The sequence below is a fragment of the Staphylococcus sp. FSL K6-3157 genome, assembly GCF_038005145.1.
Taxonomy (GTDB): domain Bacteria; phylum Bacillota; class Bacilli; order Staphylococcales; family Staphylococcaceae; genus Staphylococcus; species Staphylococcus equorum.
The window spans coordinates 751859-772714 of the sequence record NZ_JBBOSM010000001.1; the positions used below are offsets into that span (position 1 = coordinate 751859).

The following is a 20856-nucleotide window of genomic DNA, read 5'->3' on the forward strand; positions in this document are numbered from 1 at the left end:
TACATATCAAAGGAGTTATTAATTTATGAAACTATTAAATAAGTTAGCAACTGTAACTGTAGCTAGTGCAATTGTTGTTGGATCTGCATTAGGAAATGTACAATCAACATATGCTTCTGGTGATGGAAAAGCATCAAATGATACACCTGATGTGTCGTATATGGGAAATACTGAAAATCCTAAAAATGTAATATTTTTAGTAGGCGATGGCATGGGACCATCTTATAATTCAGCGTATCGTTATTTTGCAGATAATCCTGAAACAAAAGAAATGGAAAAAACTGCGTTCGATCAACATCTTGTCGGCAATCAACGTACAAATCCAGCTGACCCGAAAGAGAATGTTACGGACTCAGCAGCATCAGCTACTGCGTTTAGTTCTGGTCATAAAACATATAATGGGGCAATTGGTGTAGATGAAAATAAAGAAAATGTTAAAACAGTATTAGAACAAGCAAAAGAAAAGGGTAAATCAACAGGCTTAGTTTCCACTGCTGAGATTACAGATGCAACACCTGCAGCCTATGCATCACACGTAGACTCACGCGATAAAAAAGATGAAATTGCACAACAATTTTACAATGATAAAATTAACGGCGAACATAAAGTAGATGTCTTACTTGGCGGTGGTGCAAAATATTTCGGTGAAGAAAATGGCAACTTAGCAGATAAATTTAAAAAAGATGGCTATGACGTTGTAGATAATAAAACAGATTTACAAAAATCAACAAGTAAACAAGTATTAGGTTTGTTCGCTGATGGAAATATGCCATTACAAATAGACGCCCCTGATAAAAATCCTAAATTATTAGATATGACAGAAACTGCAGTTAATAAATTACAGCAAAATGATAAAGGGTTCTTCTTAATGGTGGAAGGTGCTTCGATTGATAAAGCAGGTCACCCAAATGATGTTACTGGTGTAATGTCAGAAATGGAAGGTTTTGAAAAATCATTTGATTATGCTATGAACTATGCTAAAGAACATAAAGATACACTTGTAGTGGCAACTGCAGATCACTCAACAGGTGGTTTATCAATTGCCAAAGGTGAAGATTACCTTTGGAACCCTCAAGTAATCCACGATATGAAACATTCAGGAACATACATGACTGAACAAATTGCCAAAGGCGAAGATGCTGAAAAAGTAATTAATGAAGGTTATGGATTTGATGTAGAGGCATCTCAAATTGATAAAATTAAAGATGAAGCTGAGAAGTTGAAAAAATTAAATGAAGATGATGATGCATATGAAGGGCAATTACAAAAATTACAAAACGCAATTCAAAAACCAATCAATGATAAATCGAATACAGGTTGGACTACAACAGGACACACAGGTGAAGACGTGAACACATATGCTTATGGCCCTGGTAGTGATAAATTCCAAGGAAATATAGATAATACAGATAATGCTAAAAACATTTTTGAATTCTTAAAAAGTGAAGCTAAATAAATAAAATATCAATATTTAGGATAACTTAAAATAAGGCACTAAAAATTACTATACGATTTACTAGTCTCTTATTTTAATTCACAAAAAAGCACCTATCAAGTCAGCGTATTTTGCTGACGATAGGTGCTTTTTTTATAGTTCAACTTAACATATAGATTAATGTTTGAATTTAATTTTAGATAAATGCTTACGATAATTATCTAAAGCCATTTTAGACTGTGTAATAGAGTCTAATGCACTTTGATAATTCAATGCGATATAGCGATAGTAAAGTATATCTACTGTAAAAAGTTGAGCAAATAATGATGTTGTTGCAGCCATACGTAGTTCGTTTTCATCCGTTTGACCATATATTAAAGTATGGTCTGAAACTTTTGCAACAGGATTATCATTAGAACTAGAAATGGTAATAATTGGAATGTTATAGTCTGTTGCGACTTTAGCCATGGATTGCATTTCACTATGATTACCTTGATTTGTTACAAAGATAATACAGTCATTTTCATCGTGTGTTGCTAATGTTGACATAAATAAATGTGTTTCTTGTAACAAACGGACATTGAGTCCAATGCGTGATAATTTTTGAAATAAGTCAGTAACGATTACGAGTGAAGCACCATAACCAAATAAGAATATTGTATTTGAACGCTTCATTGTTTCACAAATACTGTCAATACTATATTCATCTATGTACGTTGATACATAGTTCATCGTGTCTGTTGCACGAGATAGCATTTTTGTTTTTAGTGTATCGACTGACTCATTATCCGCCAATTCAAGGTGATTATTATGGATTGCGTCATCAGGTAAATAACGAGAAATGGCAATTTTTAATTCTTGGAAACCTTTATCTGTAATTTTTTTACTAAATCTAACGATGGATGCTGTGCTAGTATGAATCTCGTTAGATAAATCTTGTACTGACATATTGATGATTTTATGTGGTGAATTCAAGATAAAATCTGCAATTTTTTTCTCACTTTTAGTTAACTGAGCATAATTGCTGTCAATTTTGTAAAGTACGTTGGTCATAATTAATCACCTAAGCTATCAGATTCTCTCATAGTCTTCGTCGTACCTAAGAAATAGGTGAAGACGAAACCACCTGCGTACGCAGCGAGTAGTCCTGCAATATATCCTAAATACATATGATCTGAAATCAAAGGTAACAATGAGATTCCACTAGGTCCAATTGCAGTTGCTCCAATGTGACCAATACCTCCAACAACAGCCCCACCAATACCTCCACCAATACAGGCAGTGAAGAATGGTTTGCCTAACGGTAAAGTGACACCATAAATTAAAGGTTCTCCGATGCCTAAAAATCCTACAGGTAGTGCACCTTTGAGTGTATTTCTTAACGTAGTATTTTTCCTACATCTTACCCATAAAGCTAAAGCAGCACCAACTTGACCAGCGCCTGCCATTGCAGCAATAGGAAGTAAATAAGTTGCACCCGTTTGATTGATCATTTCAATATGAATAGGCGTAAATATATGATGTAATCCTAACATAACTAGCGGTAGGAAAAAAGCACCGATGATAAAGCCACTAAAAACGCCACCGATACTGATTGTAGCATTGATGACAGATACTAAACCGTCAGAAACAAAGCCAGCTAATGGCATAAAGATAAATATAGTTAATAAACCGATGATAAATAACGTAATAGTTGGTGTGACAATAATATCTACTGCATTAGGGACAATTTTATGTAATCGTTTTTCAACGATACTAAGAAGCCATACTGCAAAAATAACACCAATAATACCACCTTGACCAGGTTGCAGTGGTTCGCCTGTAAATATATTAGTAATCGCATTTTCATCAGTTAATCCTGTGAGTAATGTGGTACCACCAATAACACCACCTAACCCCGGTGTTGCGCCGAATTCTTTGGCTGCATTAATACCTGTGAAAATAGCTAGATAAGCTAACATACCATCTTTAATTACATTGAACACTGTGACAAGTTGTGTAACCCAGTCACCTGAAATTTGGCCAGCAGCTAAAAGGTTACTTAAGACTGCAGCAATACCACCAATTAATCCGGCACCAATAAAGGCTGGGATTAACGGAATAAAGATATTGGCAATTGTTTTTAATAATTTATTAAAGGCGCCACGCTTTTGTTTGCTTTGAATTGCTGTTTTATTTTCTTGTGCTTTGGCTTCAGCATCAGCTTTATAATTCGTAGAGTTATGAGGGATTGTTTCCCCTAGACGTACACCGCTTAATTGAGATATATGATCCGCTACTTTATTAACAGTACCTGGACCAACTACCACTTGCACGCGTTCGTCTTTTACGACGCCCATAACACCTTGAGTTGCTTTTAATTTATCATAATCTACTTTGTTTTCATCGATCACTTTAATTCTGACACGGGTCATACAATTAATAACATTATCCATATTATCAAGGCCACCAACAGCGTCTATAATATGTTCAGCGAGTTTTTGTTCTTTTGTCATCCTATATACCTCCTTATTGCATCATAGTTATATGGTTCATGTGGCAACGTGACATTGCTATTTAAATCAGGATAAATTAATTTTTTATTGCTTGTTTAATAATATTGTCATTTTGACGTAATTTTGTTTCTGCTTCAGCTTTTGAAATATCACATAGGTACATAACGACTGCTTGTTTAAGGTTTTGGTCTGCGTCATTATAAAGCTTTTGAGCTTCTTCATATGGAATATCACAAATATCTTGAATAATACGCACTGAACGGTCAACTAATTTATGGTTTGTGGCTTTTACATCTACCATAAGATTGCCATAAACTTTTCCCACACCAACCATTGTGATTGTGGAAATCATATTAAGGATTAGTTTCTGTGCTGTTCCTGATTTTAATCTCGTAGATCCAGTTAATACTTCGGGACCGACATTAACTTCTACAGGGAATTCTGCTAGTTTGCTAATTTCTGTATCGACATTGCAAGAAATGGCAACTGTATGGGCACCTAACTCTGTAGCGTATTTTAAACCGCCTTTGACGTAGGGCGTAGTTCCACTGGCCGCAATGCCAATAACTACATCGTTGTCTGTTAAGTCAATGTGTTTTAAATCATCATGTGCTAGTGATTCACTATCTTCAGCACCTTCGACTGCGACTGTCATGGCAGGTTGACCACCGGCTATTAATCCGATGAATTCATCAGGTGTTGTATTAAATGTAGGCACACATTCTGCTGCATCGAGTACGCCGAGTCTTCCACTCGTGCCTGCGCCCATATAGATAATGCGGCCACCTTTTTTAAATTGCTTCGTTGTAACTTCAATGACTTTGGCTAAGTCAGGCAATATTTGTTTTATCTGTTGAGGTACTTTTTGATCTTCTTCATTCATAGTCTCTAAAGCTTGTTGAATAGACATTTCGTCTAAGTGCATTGTAGCTTCATTTCTTGATTCAGTTATTAAATTACTCATTTTTACAGCTCCTTATTCTTGTACGTAAATTCAAATGTGTCATTAGGGCGCATGCATTGAATTAATGGTAAATCGGTCTTTTTAACTTCACCTACAACATTGATATGATTATGCGGTGGTAAATCATTTTTAATAATTTGTAATTCACCTTGATAACGTCCATTTAGTTTATTATCCACGGTTATAGCACCGAAATTTCGACCATTTGTTGAAAATGGTTGAATCTCTGTATCACAATAAAGACGAGCTTCTTGTGATCTAATAACGTGAGCTGGATTATCAGCACGCACCGTATGAGGTTTAAATAATATTGATGATACTTGGTCATCTAAAAGCGTAATATTTAGGTTGAAATGTCTGTGGTGTAAAAAAGTAATGAGTTGTTGTGCAGCATGTGAATCAATGAGTGGATCTCCAATCATTACATGTTCTACTAAGTTATCTTTAAGTAACTGTGCACTTTGAATAGGGTGCTGATATCTTGTAGATTCAATTGTTGGCAAACCTTTATATAGAGGGCCACGCAACGTTGAACCAGTGATGAAGCCAAATATATCTGCTTGTGCGTTATATTTTAAAATCAAATTGTTTTGTGACGCTACGAATTGCGGCTCCAAACCAGTATCAGGTCTTGGATAATAATTATGGCAATAACAAAGATAAGTAAAATCTTTAAGCTCATGGTAAAGCTGTTGCAATAATTGCTCTGAGATGATGCTAGCATTGATACAACATTTGAATCCGTTACTGATAATATCGTTGACGACATTTAAAGAAGTACTATGATCGATACGGATCATAAATTCTGCTGTCTCATATTGATGTAAGAATTGATAGAAATTGTGATCCAGCAACAAAGGATTGATATCAATCATATATGTAAGCTGATCATTAGATAAATAATCTAAAAGTTCTCCCAAATAGCGATATTTAGTACTTTCGTTTTCTTCAGGAATTTGTACAGATGTAAAAATGGTGCTGTAGCCTGAAGCAATCATCCGTTTGATATATGGTTTGTCGATGGGCTGTCCAAGATATATAGAAAATCCATGCATTGCTATCACTCCTTATATTGCTGTAATCGTTTTCATTGTACAATACATGAAAAACTATTACAATTTTAATTTATAAAAATCTTCAGAGTGTAATATTGTTACAAAAGAGGGGTTAATAATTGGTGGATACGAAATAAACGTTGCTGAATATCACTTATATATTTCGTTGTATTACCTATAGTTAGTTCATCTATAGGCTGTTCAATTTGTTCAGAAAGAAATTGAAAGTAATTGTAGTGAATAAGAGAAGTATGATGCTTTGAGACGCTTTTTAGAGCGGCGTATTCTTTATCGATATAATCATGAATATTTTGTTTGTAGTCGTTTTTCTTTTTATGATTGGTGACGATTGCAAATTTATATATTTCTAGTAAGTTCAATAATTTACTGATGTGTTGTTCTAAATGATGGAATTCTAAGTTATACATAAAGACTTCCTTTCATAAATGTGATGAGGCTGTTTAATTTAAATTGAAAATATTTCATTGTGCTTAGGGTGAATTTAAATAATCAACATACAATATTGAATAGAATAGGAAGGTAATTATAAACTTGTGAAAAGGAGAGAGAAATTTTGAGAAACGACTTTAGGAATTAATAAACTATTTGCTTATCGAAAAAATATAAGTAATTAAAAATCCAACTGAGACAATTAGGACTCAGTTGGATTTAAAAATTGTTGATAATTATTTATAGTAATGTCTTGAGTCTTGATTGTCTTTTCAAATGAATATGAGATATCGTGTATATCAATAATAGGAATCTCATTTGTTTTACCCAAACCAATTTCAAAGACGACTGCTTTCCACAGACCTTTTTCACATAATAATCCGATAAAAATAACATTTTCAGTGCCTATATTTGTACCGTTATTGTATTCCATTGCCATAACATTTCTTTCAGTACAATAAATGAGGACTTCAGAAAATATAGGTGGTAAATTTGTATGTTGTCGGTGATCAAATTTAATATAACGGTCTAGCTTTTTTAAAGCGCGTCGCATTTTTGTATAAGGTAAATTCAAACATTTTTTAATAATTGCATTAACTTCTTCTTTATAAGGTAACGTAGTGTAAGACTGACTTTCATTAAGCACTAAGAACAAAGCGGATAGTTGATTTTCAGTCAGCTCAATCTCATAACTATTTGGTGTTTCTTGAAGTTGGTAGCCACCTAGTTTACCGTGCTTTGCTAAAATTTTCACACCTTGATCTTCTAAATCTTGAATATCTCTTAAAATCGTTCGTTTTGACACGTCTAAGTTTTTTGCTAACTCTGAAGCGGTAATTTGTCTATTCTCTTGAATAGCTAGAACAAGTTTATTTTGTCTCTCGCGTTTATTCATTAGAAAGTCACCTCCCAAATGATTACATATTACATTTATTATATCATAAAAGTGACAATGACGACATTTAGAAAAACTTTTTTAAAAAAATAAAGAAAACGCTTACATTAGCTAAAAACTTATGTTAATATGTAATTAGTAACAAGGGGGTAGCGAGTAGATGACAAAGGGGTAGGCTATTACATATAGTTTTGTTAACATCTAATTCGTTCACGTTACTAATCAAACATCTTCAATATTTATTACTTACTTTCCTTTCTATTTAACCGACTAGCTACGCTGGTCGGTTTTATTTTTATGTTATAGCAACAATATGTGTGCCAAATTGTTTTAGTGGTTATGATATATCATATATTTCATTAATATTTCTATGATAAAATATAATAAATTAAAGATAGTTCATACTTAATAAGGAACATAATAATTTATAAATTTAAAGAGGTGTCTATACATGGAAAAAGAACAATTAATTTATATCGATGATGCCGTGAGGTCTTGGCTTGAAACATTGGATAAAGTCATCCCGAAGTTAATCGAGGATATGGTTACAAGTACGAAACAAAATAGGTTTGATTTAGTGACAAATGTTGATAAATCAATACAACATAACTTCGAACAATTTTTAAAGCGAAATTTTCCAGAACATCAGTTGTTCGCTGAAGAAAAGTCGAATGAAGAAGTGCATCCTAAAGAAGGACATGTATGGGTTATGGATCCCATTGATGGAACGACAAATTTAGTTAAACAACAAGAAGATTACTGTATTATTCTAGGTTATTTTATTGATGGTGAACCAATGCTGTCATATATTTATGATTACCCACATGGTCAACTGTACAAAGCAGCTAAAGGGTATGGTGCATATGTGAATGGTAAGCGACTAGAAAAACCCGAAAGTATTGATTTACAAGATGCAATTATTTCATTTAATACATTAGTTATGAATGATGAGACCATTCATGGCCTAAATGATGCTTCATTTAGCCATCGTTTTATCGGATCTTGTGGTTTAGATTCAATCCGTGTAATCAAAGGACAATTCGGTGCGCATGTTAATACAAATCCAAAACCTTGGGATATCGCAGCGCAATTCTTGTTTGCCAGTGAACTTGGACTTAAAATGACGACTTTAGATAATACGCCGCTAGACTTCTCTAAAGCAGGCCCATTTATTATTAGTAACAATGGTTGTCATGAAAAAGTATTAGGTATACTAAATTCAGGAAAGGGATACAAAATACAATAAAAAATCACTGTATTTATTATTTATTATATAAATAATAGGTCTAAAGCACTATGCCAAACCCAACTTATTAATATATAATGTATTACTAAATGAGAGAAATTGAATACAGAAACGGAGAATGATAAGAGTGAATCGTTCTAAAAAAAATAAAAAAATGGGCTTACCAACAAAATTAATATTGTGGTTCTTTGGTATATTATTTTTATTAGCGTTACTAGCAGTTATTTATTTAGGATTTAAAATATTTTCTGTTGGGGGATCAATTCATAATCCTTTAGACAGAGATAAATCTTCATTAAGAGATAAAGACGTCAATTTAGATGATGGTGATCCATTTACAGTTGCTTTGTTTGGTGTCGATTCTGATGCCAAAAGAGATGCTGAAGGTGGCGGTCAACGTAGTGATACAGTAATGGTATTATCGATTAACCCGCAGAAAAAAACGACAGAAATTGTCAGCATTCCACGAGATACACAAGCAGAAATCGTAGGTAAAGGTACTACTGAAAAAATCAACCATGCATATGCTTATGGTGGACCTGATATGGCAGTGAAATCAGTAGAGAATTTATTAAATGTACCTATTGATCACTACGCAACAATAGATATGGACGGTATGCAAGATATGATAGATACTGTCGGTGGTATCAATGTAACGAGTAACGCGTCATTCTCATATGATGGTTATCAGTTTAGTGAGGGCGTTCAATCCCATATGGATGGAGAAGAAGCGATGGCATTTATTAGAAGTCGTAAAGAAGAGGGCGCTGGCGGAGACTTTGGTCGTCAAGAACGTCAACAACTTGTTATCCAAGGCTTAGCTAATAAACTTACAAGTATCAGTTCAGTTACACATTTTAATTCATTAATGAATCATGTTGAAGATAATGTGAAAACGGACCTTACAGTTGGAGAATTAAACAAAATAAGAAGTAATTATAATGATGCGAATGAACAGGTCAATAGACACCAGTTAGATGGACAGGGTGGCATACAAGATGATGGCTTGTACTATTTTATACCAAGTGAGAGTTCACTTAGTGAAATTGAAGCAAGCATTAAAGATAATTTAGGAATGTAATTTAAATGAACTATAGATTTTGGCGAATGCTAAAATCTATAGTTTTTTTATTATGCCAATATTTACGAAATAACAGAAAGATTATTGATCAAAAAGAATTATAAAATAACTTTCTATAAATATTAAGTTTTGAGCCATAAAGTACATCTAATATAATAAAATGTGAAATAAGGTGGAAATCCTTAACATTTAAATGAAATAGATATACAATATAGATAACATTATCTTAAAAAAGTGTGGGCTTTTTAGATGGAATGTTATTCAGCACCTAATAGATATATAACGCGGGCATCATAAATAATAATAGGGGTGAAGAGAATGCAAGAACATTTGATTGTCTCATTAGATGGCAAAGATTATCTTGTAGAACCAGGGACGAATTTACTTGAGTTCATCAAATCTCAAGATACATTTATTCCATCAATATGCTATAACGAATCGCTAGGTCCAATACAAACTTGTGACACGTGTACTGTTGAAATAGACGGTAAAATGGCACGTGCGTGTGGTACCACAATTGATAGACCTATGATTGTTAATACGCAAAATGATAACGTACAAACAAGCCAAAAAGAAGCTTTAGACAGAATCTTAGAAAATCATATGTTGTATTGCACAGTTTGTGATTATAACAATGGCGACTGTGAAATACATAATACAATGGACCAATGGGGTTTAGAGCATCAAACTTATGAATATAAAGAAAAGCCATACGAAAAAGATTACGGTCCTTTCTATCGTTACGATCCAAATCAATGTATTTTATGTGGTCGTTGTGTAGAAGTATGTCAAGACGTTCAAGTAAATGAAACACTTACAATTGATTGGGAACGCCAACAACCACGAGTGATTTGGGATAATGATACTTCAATCAACGATTCATCATGTGTAGGTTGTGGTCAATGCGCAACAGTCTGTCCATGTAATGCAATGATGGAAGTCAATATGGAAGGCAGTGCCGGCTATATGACTGATTTAGAGCCTGGATCATTAGCAGCTATGATTGATTTAACGAAAAAAGCGGAACCAGGTTATGGTCCGTTGTTTGCAGTTTCTGACTCAGAGGCAGCAATGCGTGAAGAGCGTATCGAAAAAACTAAGACAGTATGTACATACTGTGGTGTTGGTTGTTCTTTCGATGTATGGACAAAAGATAGAGAAGTTATAAAAGTTCAACCTCAACAAGAATCACCAGCTAATAAAATTGCAACGTGTGTTAAAGGCAAATTCGGTTGGGATTATATTGATTCAGAAGAACGTCTCACAAAACCATTAGTACGTAAAGATGGCCAATTTGAAGAAGTTGAATGGGATGAAGCACTAAAAGTTGTGTCTGATAACTTTAATAAAGTTAAAGCCTCTCATGGTTCAGATGGCTTAGCATTTATATCATCTTCAAAAGCAACAAATGAAGAGTCTTATCTTATGCAAAAGCTTGCAAGACAAGTCATTGGCACAAATAATGTAGATAATTGTTCACGTTATTGCCAAGCACCAGCAACAAAAGGGCTATTTAGAACGGTAGGTCATGGTGGTGACTCTGGTTCAATAGATGATCTTGAAATTGCAGATATGGTTGTCTTAATTGGTACAAACACAGCAGAAGCTCATCCAGTTATTGCTTCACGTATTAAACGTGGTCATAAGCTATATAACAATACTTTAAATGTGTTTGATATACGTAAACATGAAATGGCTGAACGCGCAGATAATTTCTATCAGCCTAAACCTGGTACTGATTTAGTTTGGTTGTCAGCAGTGACTAAATACATTATCGATAACGATCTTCATGATAAAGTATTTATCGACGAATGGGTGAACAGCTTTGAAGCGTATCATAAATCATTAGCGCCATTTACAATGGATTTTGCGGAAGAAACAACGGGTATCTCTAAAGAAGCTTTAATAGACTTTGCACATCAACTTGTAGATGCTGAATCAGTATCAATCGCATGGGCAATGGGTGTGACACAACAAGACATTGGTAGTGACACTTCAACAGCGATATCTAATTTATTATTAGCAACAGGTAACTATAGAAGACCAGGCACAGGCGCTTATCCTTTACGTGGTCATAATAACGTACAAGGTTGTAGTGATATGGGGAGTATGCCTGACAAATTCCCAGGATATCAAAGTGTTACTGACGATGAAATAAGAGCAAAATTCGAACGCGAATATGGTCAAACATTACCTAGAAAAGTAGGTAAAGATAACCATCAAATGATGGAAGGTATACATGAAGGAGAAATTGATGCACTTTATTTATATGGTGAAGATACAGGTATCGTTGACTCTAACATCAACTATGTACAAGCTGCATTGGAAAAAGTTGGCTTCTTAGTAGTACAAGATGAGTTCTTTACATTTACTGCTTCATACGCAGATGTAGTGTTACCAGCAAGTCCATCATTAGAAAAAACAGGCACATTTACAAATACAGAGCGTCGTATCCAACGTTTATACCAAGCTTTAGAACCTAAAGGTGACTCTAAACCAGACTGGGAGATTATCCAAGCTGTAGCCAAAACGTTAGGTTATGATTGGAACTATACACATCCAAGTCAAATCATGGATGAAATCGCAAGATTAACGCCATCATATTCAGGTGTGAACTATGATCGTTTAGAAGGATATGACAGTTTACAATGGCCAGTTGCAGAAGATGGTACAGATCAACCGACACTGTTCTTAGAAGGCTTTAATTTTGATGATGGAAAAGCGAAGTTCTATCCATTAACATTTGATAATTTCTTTAAAGTAAATGAAGAATATGATTTACATGTAAATAACGGTCGTATATTAGAGCATTTCCATGAAGGCAATATGACTTATAAAGTACCAGGACTTCAATACAAAATGCCAAATGCATTTGTTGAAGTATCTCCTGAACTAGCTGAGGACAGAGGTATTCATGAGGGAGCAGAAATTAAATTAATTTCTGAAACTGGTGAATTAGAACTTGTGGCACATGTGACGGATAGAGTTAAAGGTAAAGAAATCTATATCCCATTAAATAATAATGCTATGGAAAATGGTGACCATGGAGCGATTAACTTATTAACAAATAGTGATGTAGACAAAGATACAGATACTCCATCTTATAAACGTACAAGCTGTCGCATGGAAGTGAAGACACGAAGAGGTAAATCACCACTTAACCCTACGAACTTCCGTGTAAATAAACAACGTCAACCACAATACAGCGTTCGAGTTGAAGACAAATGGAAACGTAAAGATTATACTTTCCCAGGAAGTCAGGTGGATAAATAATGGCTGAAAGAATAACGAATATTAAACGCATGCAAAAAACTGAAGCAGAGATTAAAGAGGAAAATTTAGCTGAAGTGACAGATGCAATTGTTGCAAACAAAGATAGCATTTTAAAAGCAATCAACATCATTAGCACTTTAGATGATGCTAAATTGCTAGATGCTATGTCTGGTGCAATTAAAAGTAGAGGTGTTATAGCCAATAAGTTCTCTGTTGAATTAAATAAAGAACAATATTCAGGTTTGATTTCAAATATGGCTTCACTTGTATTTTTATTAGGTGACTTAGATGTAAATGACTTATCTGAGATGTTAAATAAAGTGAACAAAGGCTTACATGTCGCAAATCAGGCCAATCCGAATCAAAAAACATCGATTACTGGCTTGATGGGTATGTTGAAAGATGATGAAATGAATCGTAGTCTGACATATATGATGAATATGCTTAGAGGTATGTCAAGATAAGCATTCCCTAATAAATAGTTAAAATAAAAGTTAGAGGCTGGGACATAGCACATGTCTCAGTCTCATTTTTATATTGGCAGTGGTTGACTGAATTGAAAATGCGCTTATATCAAGCTTTTAAAGAACTTCTACTTCATTTATGAAGATAAGCAGTTTTTATAGAAGCGCTTCAGCCTATTGTTTTAAAAATGACATATTGAAACAATGGTAAATATGATACAATTTCTATTATTAGAATTAAATTTTATATATTTTTAAGGGCGAGGAGTGGAAGGCTTATCAACGCGAAAATGATTAAAATCATGGCGGTTATCTCAAATGTATTTCTAGTTTTGGGAGTTGTTTTTTTAATAATGATGAATATGGTAATGGCTATTACAATGTTCGCAGTTTCATTAGTCATCAGTTTAATGATATTCAATATGTTGTTTAGAGATAAGAAAGCTATGAGGATAGCGCTTAACATTTCTTTTGTAGTTGTCTTAATTGCTATTATTATTGCTTATGTTACATTAACTAAATAAGTGTAAGCTAGGGAGTTATTATATAATGAATGAAATTATAAAGAAAAGATTAACATTATTTATTATGCTCATTATCATCATTGTATTTACGATTTTATTAATTATAAACGAAACACACCTATTTGATGATAAAAAGACACATTCTTTTGATGAAGCGGTAGATAAGCAACTTGGTGAAGGCACTCTCAATATGACAGAAAAAAACGGTCGATTTGTTGAGGCTTCAAAAGCTGATGTTAAAAAAGCTATGGATGTAAATGATGACAAAGATAACTTGAATCATATGGATATTTCTGAAAAAGTGTCAATGTCAGAAAAAGAAGTAAATGATATTTTAAAAGATAAAGGGATATTGAAAAATAAAGGTGATGCATTTTTAAAAGCACAAGACAAATATGAAGTTAATGTGTTATACCTTGTGAGCCATGCGCTTGTTGAAACAGGTAATGGTAAATCTGAATTGGCTAAAGGTATAGAAGATGATGGTAAGCATTACTATAATTTTTACGGTATAGGTGCATTTGATGAAAATGCAGTACACACAGGTAGCAGTTTTGCTAAAAAGCAATCTTGGACTTCACCAGAACGCGCAATTATGGGTGGAGCTAAATTTATAAGAGGTAATTACTTTGAAAATGAACAATTATCATTGTATCAAATGCGTTGGAATCCTAAATCACCTGGAGAACACCAATATGCAAGTGATGTAGAATGGGACGAAAACATCGCCACATTTATGAAGGTTTATTATGATAAACTGGGTATAAAGAAAGATCATATTAATAAGGATTATTATTTGTAAAAATTGAGTTATAATATATTTATGACGAAAGATAACAGGGTGTTTTCATGATACGTTTGTTATCTTTTTTGTGTGATGACTTATTGACAATACTTAGGCTAATATCAAAGAGCTTATTAATATAAAGTTTTATAAAAGTGTTAATATCGAATAGACTAGGAAAATTTGGAGTGAATTGAAAATGAAAATAGCTATAGTTGGCGCGGGTATTGGTGGATTAACAACTGCAGCATTATTAATTGAACAAGGACATGATGTCAAAGTATTTGAAAAAAACAATGAAGTAGCTGAAATAGGTGCAGGTATCGGCATTGGTGGTAACGTTATTGAAAAATTAGGAAAGCATGATTTAGCAAAAGGCATTAAAAATGTTGGGCAAATCATTGATACAATGGAAGTGCGAGATGATAAAAATAACGTGCTATCCAAAGTGAAGTTAAAAAAGAATACGGTGAACTTAACAATGTCTCGTCAAGATTTAATAGATGTGATTCAATCTTATGTGCCGGAAGAAGCAATCTATACAGATCATTTTGTGACTCATATTGATAATGGCGATTTAAAAGTGACTTTACATTTTAATACACAACAGCAAGAAGCATTTGATTTATGTATTGGTGCAGATGGTGTACATTCTAAGATAAGAAATACGGTTGAACCTAATAGTAAGCCTGAATATCAAGGTTATACAGTGTTTAGAGGATTGGTAGAAGATGTGGATATTAAAGATGCTCAAATTGCTAAAGAGTATTGGTCTCCGAAAGGAAGAGTAGGGGTTGTACCTTTATTAAACAACCAAGCCTATTGGTTTATTTCTATTAATGCTAAAGAAAAAGATAGTAAAATGAAAACCTATGGCAAACCTCATTTACAAGCCAGATTTAATCGTTTTCCAAATGAAATAAGAAACGTATTAGATAAACAAAGCGAAACAGATATTTTATTAAATGACATTTATGATTTAAAACCACTGAAAACATTTGTTTATCAACGTGCTATTTTACTTGGTGATGCAGCGCATGCAACGACGCCAAACATGGGACAAGGCGCTGGACAAGCAATGGAAGACGCGATAGTCTTAGCAAATTGTCTTCAGTCATATTCGTTTGATGAGGCGTTACAACGCTATGATAAATTACGTGTAAAACATACTAAAAAAGTAATTACACGCTCTAGAAAAATAGGTAAACTCGCACAACGTAGTAATAAACTGGTTGTAGCTGTAAGAAATGGCATTGCAAAGGCTTTGCCCAATAAATTAATTACGAACCAAACTAAGTTTTTATATAAATCCAAAAGTAAATAAACTTGGAATATTTTAATAGAAAGCACCCATCCATATTTTTAATGGATGGGTGCTTTAATTTGTACTAAGTATTTAGAACTAAGCTTTTAGCAACTAATTCATTAATTTACTAAAAACTTAGGTTTTTTATCATTTAGCTTACTAATTGTGTCATTCGCAACAATTTTAGACATCATATCACGAGATTCATATGTCGCATTACCAATATGTGGTGTGAGTACTACATTGTCTAGTGATTTTAATTCGTCGTTTATTTCTGGTTCGAATTCGAAAACATCTAAAGCAGCGCCTTCAATTTCTTTATCTTTTAAAGCTTGTACTAAAGCTTGTTCATGAACGATAGGCCCTCTCGAAGCATTAATTAAATAACTCGTTGACTTCATCATTTTAAATTGATCAGTGTCAATTTGATGATGTAAATCTGGATTATATGCAGCGTTAATTGTTACAAAATCTGCGTTTTTTAATAAAGTTTCTAAGTCTACATACTTGGCGCCGATTTCACGTTCTTTATCGACTTTTTGGTTAGGGCCAGTATAAAGCACATTCATATCAAACGCTTTGGCACGTCTTGCTACAGCAGCACCAATTTCACCTAAGCCAATAATACCAATCGTTTTACCAGAAACTTCTCTGCCACGGAAGAACAATGGTGCCCATCCGTCAAAGCCAGTTGTACGGCATAATTTATCACCTTCAGCGATACGTCTTGCAACTGCAAGTACGAGTGCAAAAGTTAATTCAGCTGTAGAATTTGTTGAAGCCTTTGGTGTGTTTGTAACGTCAATGTCTTTTTGACGAGCATAGGCTACATCTACGTTATTAAAACCTGCACCATAGTTTGCGACGATTTTTAAATTGCTACCTGCATCAATTACTTCTTTATCTACGTTGGTAGACAACAGACTAATTAAAGCGTCAGCATCTTTAACCCCTTGCTTTAAAGTATCTTTATCAATGATACCTTCGCCTTCATACATTTCAACCTCATAACCTTGATCTTTTAACAAGTCAAAACCTACTTCAGGTACTGGACCTACGATATAAACTTTTACCATGTATAATCCCTCCATTATATATTTAGTATAGTAAACTTCAAAGCACTAAACAAATTATTATATTTATTAAAGAAATACTTGTGTGTTCTTTTTATGTAATGACGAAAAAGCTATAGAAAACGATTTCTTTGTTGCTTCTTTATATATTATAAAGTATATAAGTCATACATAGCTATTACCAAAAAAAGCAATAATTCACTATTAAATAATGAATTATTGCTTTTATTTTTATAACATGATTTAGAAAGTCTATTTTATTATTTGTTTTTCTAACTTATGAGCTTTAAGCCCACTATGGAAAAAATAATCAAACCAATAAAGAATATACGTTTTGCATTTTTAGATTCATTGTATATTAACATACCTACAAGTGTGCCACCGCCAGTACCGATGCCACTCCAAATTGCATAAGCAGTTCCCATAGGAATGTCATTCATTGCTACTTTGAGCGTGCTAAAACTACAGATAAAAGCAATTGCTAATAGAGCGACTAATGATTTCCTTTTAGTGCGTGTAATTTCATTTAATATGACTACACCAATTACTTCTAATAGACCTGCAATGAGTAAAATAAACCAAGCCATTAGTTTTCAGCCTCCTCTGTAGTTAATTTTAGACCGATAATACCTACTACCAATAGTATAATTAAGATAATTTTCATAGAGTTAAAAGGATCACCGAAAAATAACATATCCACTAAAACAGTACCGACTGCGCCAATACCTACGAATACGGCGTAAACAGTGCCGACGGGTAATGATTTACACGCAGCAATAACAAGAAAGAAGCTTATAATAATAATGATGATCGTACCAATCCAACTAAGTAACGAATCAGCAGTGTTTAAGCCAGTGACCCATAATATTTCTATAAGTCCAGCAAGTATAACTTTAAACCATTGCATCGTTGTGCCTCCTTTTTTCATCAAACGCTCTTATTTTCTCAAATATTCTGTTATACTGCAATATTAAAAATTATATAAAAAAATTTAGTGCTAAACGCTGTTTTTTTAATTTGTTTTAACTATAGCGCGTGATGTCCTCATATTTATTTTGATGTGGTTATCTCTATAAACGGATATTGATGAATGATTGAGTATATTATTTTAAAAAGGGGTAGTATTATACTCCGATGATTGACTAGTTAATCAAGCATAATATGAAGACTATAGGATGAGGAAGTGCCCACGAAAAACACGCACAAAAAAGTGCCAACAAAGCTCTAGACTTTGTTGGCACTCTGAAATATTCTAATTTATATTGTAGTAGCGAATATTAGTTAACGTGGATATAGTTATATGAACCTGCTTCACCAGCAGAGATAGTACGTTCACTTACAGAGTAAGGTCCGCCACTATAATTCATTTCTGAAACCGTTACTGAACCGTCATTGTTTACATTTTCAACATATGCAACGTGGCCCATTGGTCCTTCAGATGATTGTAAGATTGATCCAGCTTCTGGAGAGTTGTTAACTGTGTAGCCTGCAGATGAAGCTGCTGAAGCCCAGTTATTTGCATTACCCCATGTAGAACCGATACCTCCGCCTACTTTATCAAATACATACCAAGTACATTGACCTGAAGTATATAAGTTAGCACTTGAGCTTGAAGTTTCTTGTGTAGTAGTTTGAGTTGTTTGTTGTGTTTGCTCTGCTGCACTTGCTTCATTTCCTTGGTCTAATCCTACGATTGCTGCGCCGATACCTGCTGTGATAGTTGTTGCTGTTACTAATTTATTCATAATTAAAAAATCCTCCCAAATTTGTACGTTCTTAATATTTATTATTTATGTTATTCGTTCGATAGTCTTTAAAGTTAATGTTTTATTTTTCGCTTTGCTTTCAACGACAAGTAATACTCTAACAGATGAATTTAGGTTTGTGTGGTTTGTTACGCTTTTGTAAAACAATTAAAAAAACCTCACATATCGTTGTAATAAACGACATGTGAGGTTACAGAAAGGTATCGGTTTGTAATGGTTTGTAAAAAGCTATGGTATAAGGTTTTACAATAACTTAACATTCAAAATAACTAATTTGTATTACAACAGTTGTAATAAGTCACAAAATTTAGATTCATTTTATTTGAAAAATCTAATTGAAAGTGGTGGTAAATAGTCTTCTCCATTATATGCTTTTACAGCAGCTACGATAGTAAATATAAAATTCAAAATAGCTATGATAGGGAATAAGATAAAACCTATTATGATAAACATCGCTATTGAAGCAACGATTAGCCAAATCATATAAGAAAGTAAAAAGTTGAAATAATTTTTACCAGTCTTGTCAATGAATGGTGAATCTTCACGTTTAATGAGCCAAATAATTAGTGGTGCTATTAATGAAGTGAAAAAACTTAACACATAGATTAAAGTACCCATTAATCTATCATCGCTACTTGGTTCTTGATTTATAACTGTAGAAGATTGGTTTGTATTATATTGTTGATCCATATGAATCACGCCTCCCTTATTAGCATAACTATAACAAATTTTATTCTTAAATGATATTTAATTTGAAAGGCTACAATTTAAAAATTAGCAAAGTGAGCATTTTAAAATATAGTGCATTTAATGGGATGAAACAAATGAATATAATGCAACTAAGGATAGGCTGAATACCAGTGTTTATCAGAAATCTAAATTGGATATACATTATAGTAATGTTTAAAACACTCATATATACAAATCATTAGAGAAAGAAGGGTATTTATGAAGATAGCAATCGTAGGATCAGGAAATGGTGCTGTTACAGCAGCATTAGATATGAAACATAAAGGACATGAGGTGAAGTTATATTGTCGAAATCAATCTATTGATAAGTTTGACAAGGCGATAGCACAAGGTGGGTTTACGTTTAATAATGAAGGAGAAGAAACGTTCATTGAATTTACTGATATCAGTGATGACATGGAATATGTTGTTAGTGATGCAGAAATCATTCAAGTTATTATACCATCTACATTTATTGAGCATTATGCACGTACGATGGCACCATTTATTAATGATAAGCAATTAATTTTCTTTAATATCGCAGCGGCAATGGCCTCAATTCGATTTATGAACGTCTTAGAAGATATGCGTATAGAAGTTATGCCGATATTTGCTGAAGTGAACACATTAACTTATGGGACAAGAGTGAATTTTGATGAAGCTCACGTGGACTTATCGTTAAATGTAAGAAAAGTTCATTTTTCAACATATGATAAAGAATATTTAAGTAACAGCTTTGACAAAATTGAAACGTTATATCCATATGTTGTAAAAGAGGAAAGCCTTTGGAAAACAAATCTTGAGAATGGGAATCCAGAAGTGCATCCAGGCCCAACATTACTCAATGTAGGACGCATCGATTATGCAGATGACTTTGCATTATATGAAGAAGGTATAACGAAACACACCGTTCGTTTATTACACGCAGTAGAGTTGGAACGATTAACTTTAGGACGTAAGTTAGGCTTTGAATTGTCTCCAGCTAAAGAAGCACGTATTGAACGTGGTTATTTAGAAAAAAAAGATGAAGATGAACCTTTAAATAGATTGTTTAACACGAGCCCAGTATTTTCACAAATCAAAGGACCAAACCATGTGAAAAATCGTTATTTAACAGAAGATATTGCATACGGACTCGTATTATGGTCTAGTCTTGGTCGTGAAATTGAGGTTGAAACGCCAAACATTGATGCCATCATTGTGTTAGCATCTACTATTTTAGAGCGTGACTTTTTTGAAGAAGGACTCACTATTAATGAATTAGGCAAAGAAAAATTGGGGCTTAATTAATTTAAACTAACAATAGGGGGACTGTG

At 33.5% G+C, this 20856-nt stretch carries 20 protein-coding genes; 9 read left to right on the forward strand and 11 right to left on the reverse strand.

What is annotated here, in order from left to right:
* The first annotated feature begins 25 nt into the window (after positions 1–25).
* Positions 26–1456 carry an alkaline phosphatase gene (locus MHB47_RS03335; RefSeq protein WP_340755131.1) on the forward strand — a complete coding sequence of 477 codons (1431 nt, stop codon included), beginning with the start codon at positions 26–28 and terminating at the stop codon, positions 1454–1456.
* A gap of 156 nt (positions 1457–1612) precedes the next feature.
* On the opposite strand, the gene MHB47_RS03340 is transcribed toward MHB47_RS03335, so the two are convergent.
* The 6 genes from MHB47_RS03340 to MHB47_RS03365 form a co-directional block, all read right to left on the reverse strand.
* Entirely contained in the window at positions 1613–2488 is an 876-nt protein-coding gene (locus MHB47_RS03340; protein WP_340755134.1) for a MurR/RpiR family transcriptional regulator, read from the reverse strand.
* 2 nt (positions 2489–2490) lie between these two features.
* Positions 2491–3930 carry a PTS transporter subunit EIIC gene (locus MHB47_RS03345; RefSeq protein ID WP_021338444.1) on the reverse strand — a complete coding sequence of 480 codons (1440 nt, stop codon included), beginning with the start codon at positions 3928–3930 and terminating at the stop codon, positions 2491–2493.
* A 76-nt stretch (positions 3931–4006) separates the two neighbouring features.
* Positions 4007–4894, reverse strand: coding sequence for an N-acetylmuramic acid 6-phosphate etherase (gene murQ, locus MHB47_RS03350; RefSeq protein WP_193018478.1), 888 nt, complete (start codon positions 4892–4894; stop codon positions 4007–4009).
* A gap of 2 nt (positions 4895–4896) precedes the next feature.
* The gene (locus MHB47_RS03355) at positions 4897–5949 is read right to left on the reverse strand and encodes a MupG family TIM beta-alpha barrel fold protein (protein WP_340755137.1); all 1053 of its coding nucleotides are present in this window, start codon (positions 5947–5949) and stop codon (positions 4897–4899) included.
* A gap of 98 nt (positions 5950–6047) precedes the next feature.
* The gene (locus MHB47_RS03360; protein ID WP_002506898.1) at positions 6048–6377 is read right to left on the reverse strand and encodes a hypothetical protein; all 330 of its coding nucleotides are present in this window, start codon (positions 6375–6377) and stop codon (positions 6048–6050) included.
* 224 nt (positions 6378–6601) lie between these two features.
* A complete protein-coding gene (locus tag MHB47_RS03365) occupies positions 6602–7294 on the reverse strand; it encodes a helix-turn-helix transcriptional regulator (RefSeq protein ID WP_002506899.1) in 693 nt (230 codons plus the stop codon).
* A gap of 451 nt (positions 7295–7745) precedes the next feature.
* On the opposite strand from MHB47_RS03365, the gene MHB47_RS03370 reads away from it, so the two are divergent.
* The 7 genes from MHB47_RS03370 to MHB47_RS03400 all read left to right on the forward strand — a co-directional run bounded on the left by MHB47_RS03370 (position 7746) and on the right by MHB47_RS03400 (position 15990).
* Entirely contained in the window at positions 7746–8540 is a 795-nt protein-coding gene (locus MHB47_RS03370; protein WP_340755140.1) for an inositol monophosphatase family protein, read from the forward strand.
* Between the two features lie 127 nt (positions 8541–8667).
* Positions 8668–9621: an LCP family glycopolymer transferase gene (locus MHB47_RS03375; protein ID WP_445684150.1), complete on the forward strand. Its 954-nt coding sequence runs from the start codon at positions 8668–8670 to the stop codon at positions 9619–9621.
* A gap of 318 nt (positions 9622–9939) precedes the next feature.
* A complete protein-coding gene (gene fdhF, locus MHB47_RS03380; RefSeq protein ID WP_340755144.1) occupies positions 9940–12894 on the forward strand; it encodes a formate dehydrogenase subunit alpha in 2955 nt (984 codons plus the stop codon).
* Positions 12894–13358 (forward strand): DUF1641 domain-containing protein, encoded by a 465-nt coding sequence (locus tag MHB47_RS03385; RefSeq protein WP_065338576.1) that lies wholly within the window; start codon positions 12894–12896, stop codon positions 13356–13358. The genes fdhF and MHB47_RS03385 overlap by 1 nt, the downstream gene beginning before the upstream one ends.
* A gap of 290 nt (positions 13359–13648) precedes the next feature.
* Positions 13649–13882 carry a hypothetical protein gene (locus MHB47_RS03390; RefSeq protein WP_002511467.1) on the forward strand — a complete coding sequence of 78 codons (234 nt, stop codon included), beginning with the start codon at positions 13649–13651 and terminating at the stop codon, positions 13880–13882.
* Positions 13883–13907: 25 nt separating this feature from the next.
* A complete protein-coding gene (locus MHB47_RS03395) occupies positions 13908–14684 on the forward strand; it encodes an N-acetylglucosaminidase (protein ID WP_021338435.1) in 777 nt (258 codons plus the stop codon).
* A 181-nt stretch (positions 14685–14865) separates the two neighbouring features.
* Positions 14866–15990, forward strand: a complete 1125-nt coding sequence (locus MHB47_RS03400) for an FAD-dependent monooxygenase (protein ID WP_340755148.1) — start codon at positions 14866–14868, stop codon at positions 15988–15990.
* A 101-nt stretch (positions 15991–16091) separates the two neighbouring features.
* Here the strand turns inward: MHB47_RS03400 and MHB47_RS03405 are convergent, their stop codons facing one another.
* The 5 genes from MHB47_RS03405 to MHB47_RS03425 all read right to left on the reverse strand — a co-directional run bounded on the left by MHB47_RS03405 (position 16092) and on the right by MHB47_RS03425 (position 19501).
* Positions 16092–17048, reverse strand: coding sequence for a 2-hydroxyacid dehydrogenase family protein (locus MHB47_RS03405; RefSeq protein WP_340755150.1), 957 nt, complete (start codon positions 17046–17048; stop codon positions 16092–16094).
* Between the two features lie 269 nt (positions 17049–17317).
* The gene (locus tag MHB47_RS03410; RefSeq protein ID WP_340755152.1) at positions 17318–17632 is read right to left on the reverse strand and encodes a DMT family transporter; all 315 of its coding nucleotides are present in this window, start codon (positions 17630–17632) and stop codon (positions 17318–17320) included.
* Positions 17632–17952 carry a DMT family transporter gene (locus MHB47_RS03415; protein ID WP_107514632.1) on the reverse strand — a complete coding sequence of 107 codons (321 nt, stop codon included), beginning with the start codon at positions 17950–17952 and terminating at the stop codon, positions 17632–17634. The genes MHB47_RS03410 and MHB47_RS03415 overlap by 1 nt, the downstream gene beginning before the upstream one ends.
* A gap of 370 nt (positions 17953–18322) precedes the next feature.
* The gene (locus MHB47_RS03420) at positions 18323–18790 is read right to left on the reverse strand and encodes a CHAP domain-containing protein (RefSeq protein ID WP_340755154.1); all 468 of its coding nucleotides are present in this window, start codon (positions 18788–18790) and stop codon (positions 18323–18325) included.
* 339 nt (positions 18791–19129) lie between these two features.
* Entirely contained in the window at positions 19130–19501 is a 372-nt protein-coding gene (locus MHB47_RS03425) for a DUF4870 domain-containing protein (protein ID WP_340755156.1), read from the reverse strand.
* A 258-nt stretch (positions 19502–19759) separates the two neighbouring features.
* Here MHB47_RS03425 and MHB47_RS03430 point away from each other — a divergent pair, with 258 nt between their 5' ends.
* The gene (locus MHB47_RS03430) at positions 19760–20830 is read left to right on the forward strand and encodes an NAD/NADP-dependent octopine/nopaline dehydrogenase family protein (protein WP_340755158.1); all 1071 of its coding nucleotides are present in this window, start codon (positions 19760–19762) and stop codon (positions 20828–20830) included.
* The last annotated feature ends 26 nt before the right edge of the window (positions 20831–20856 follow it).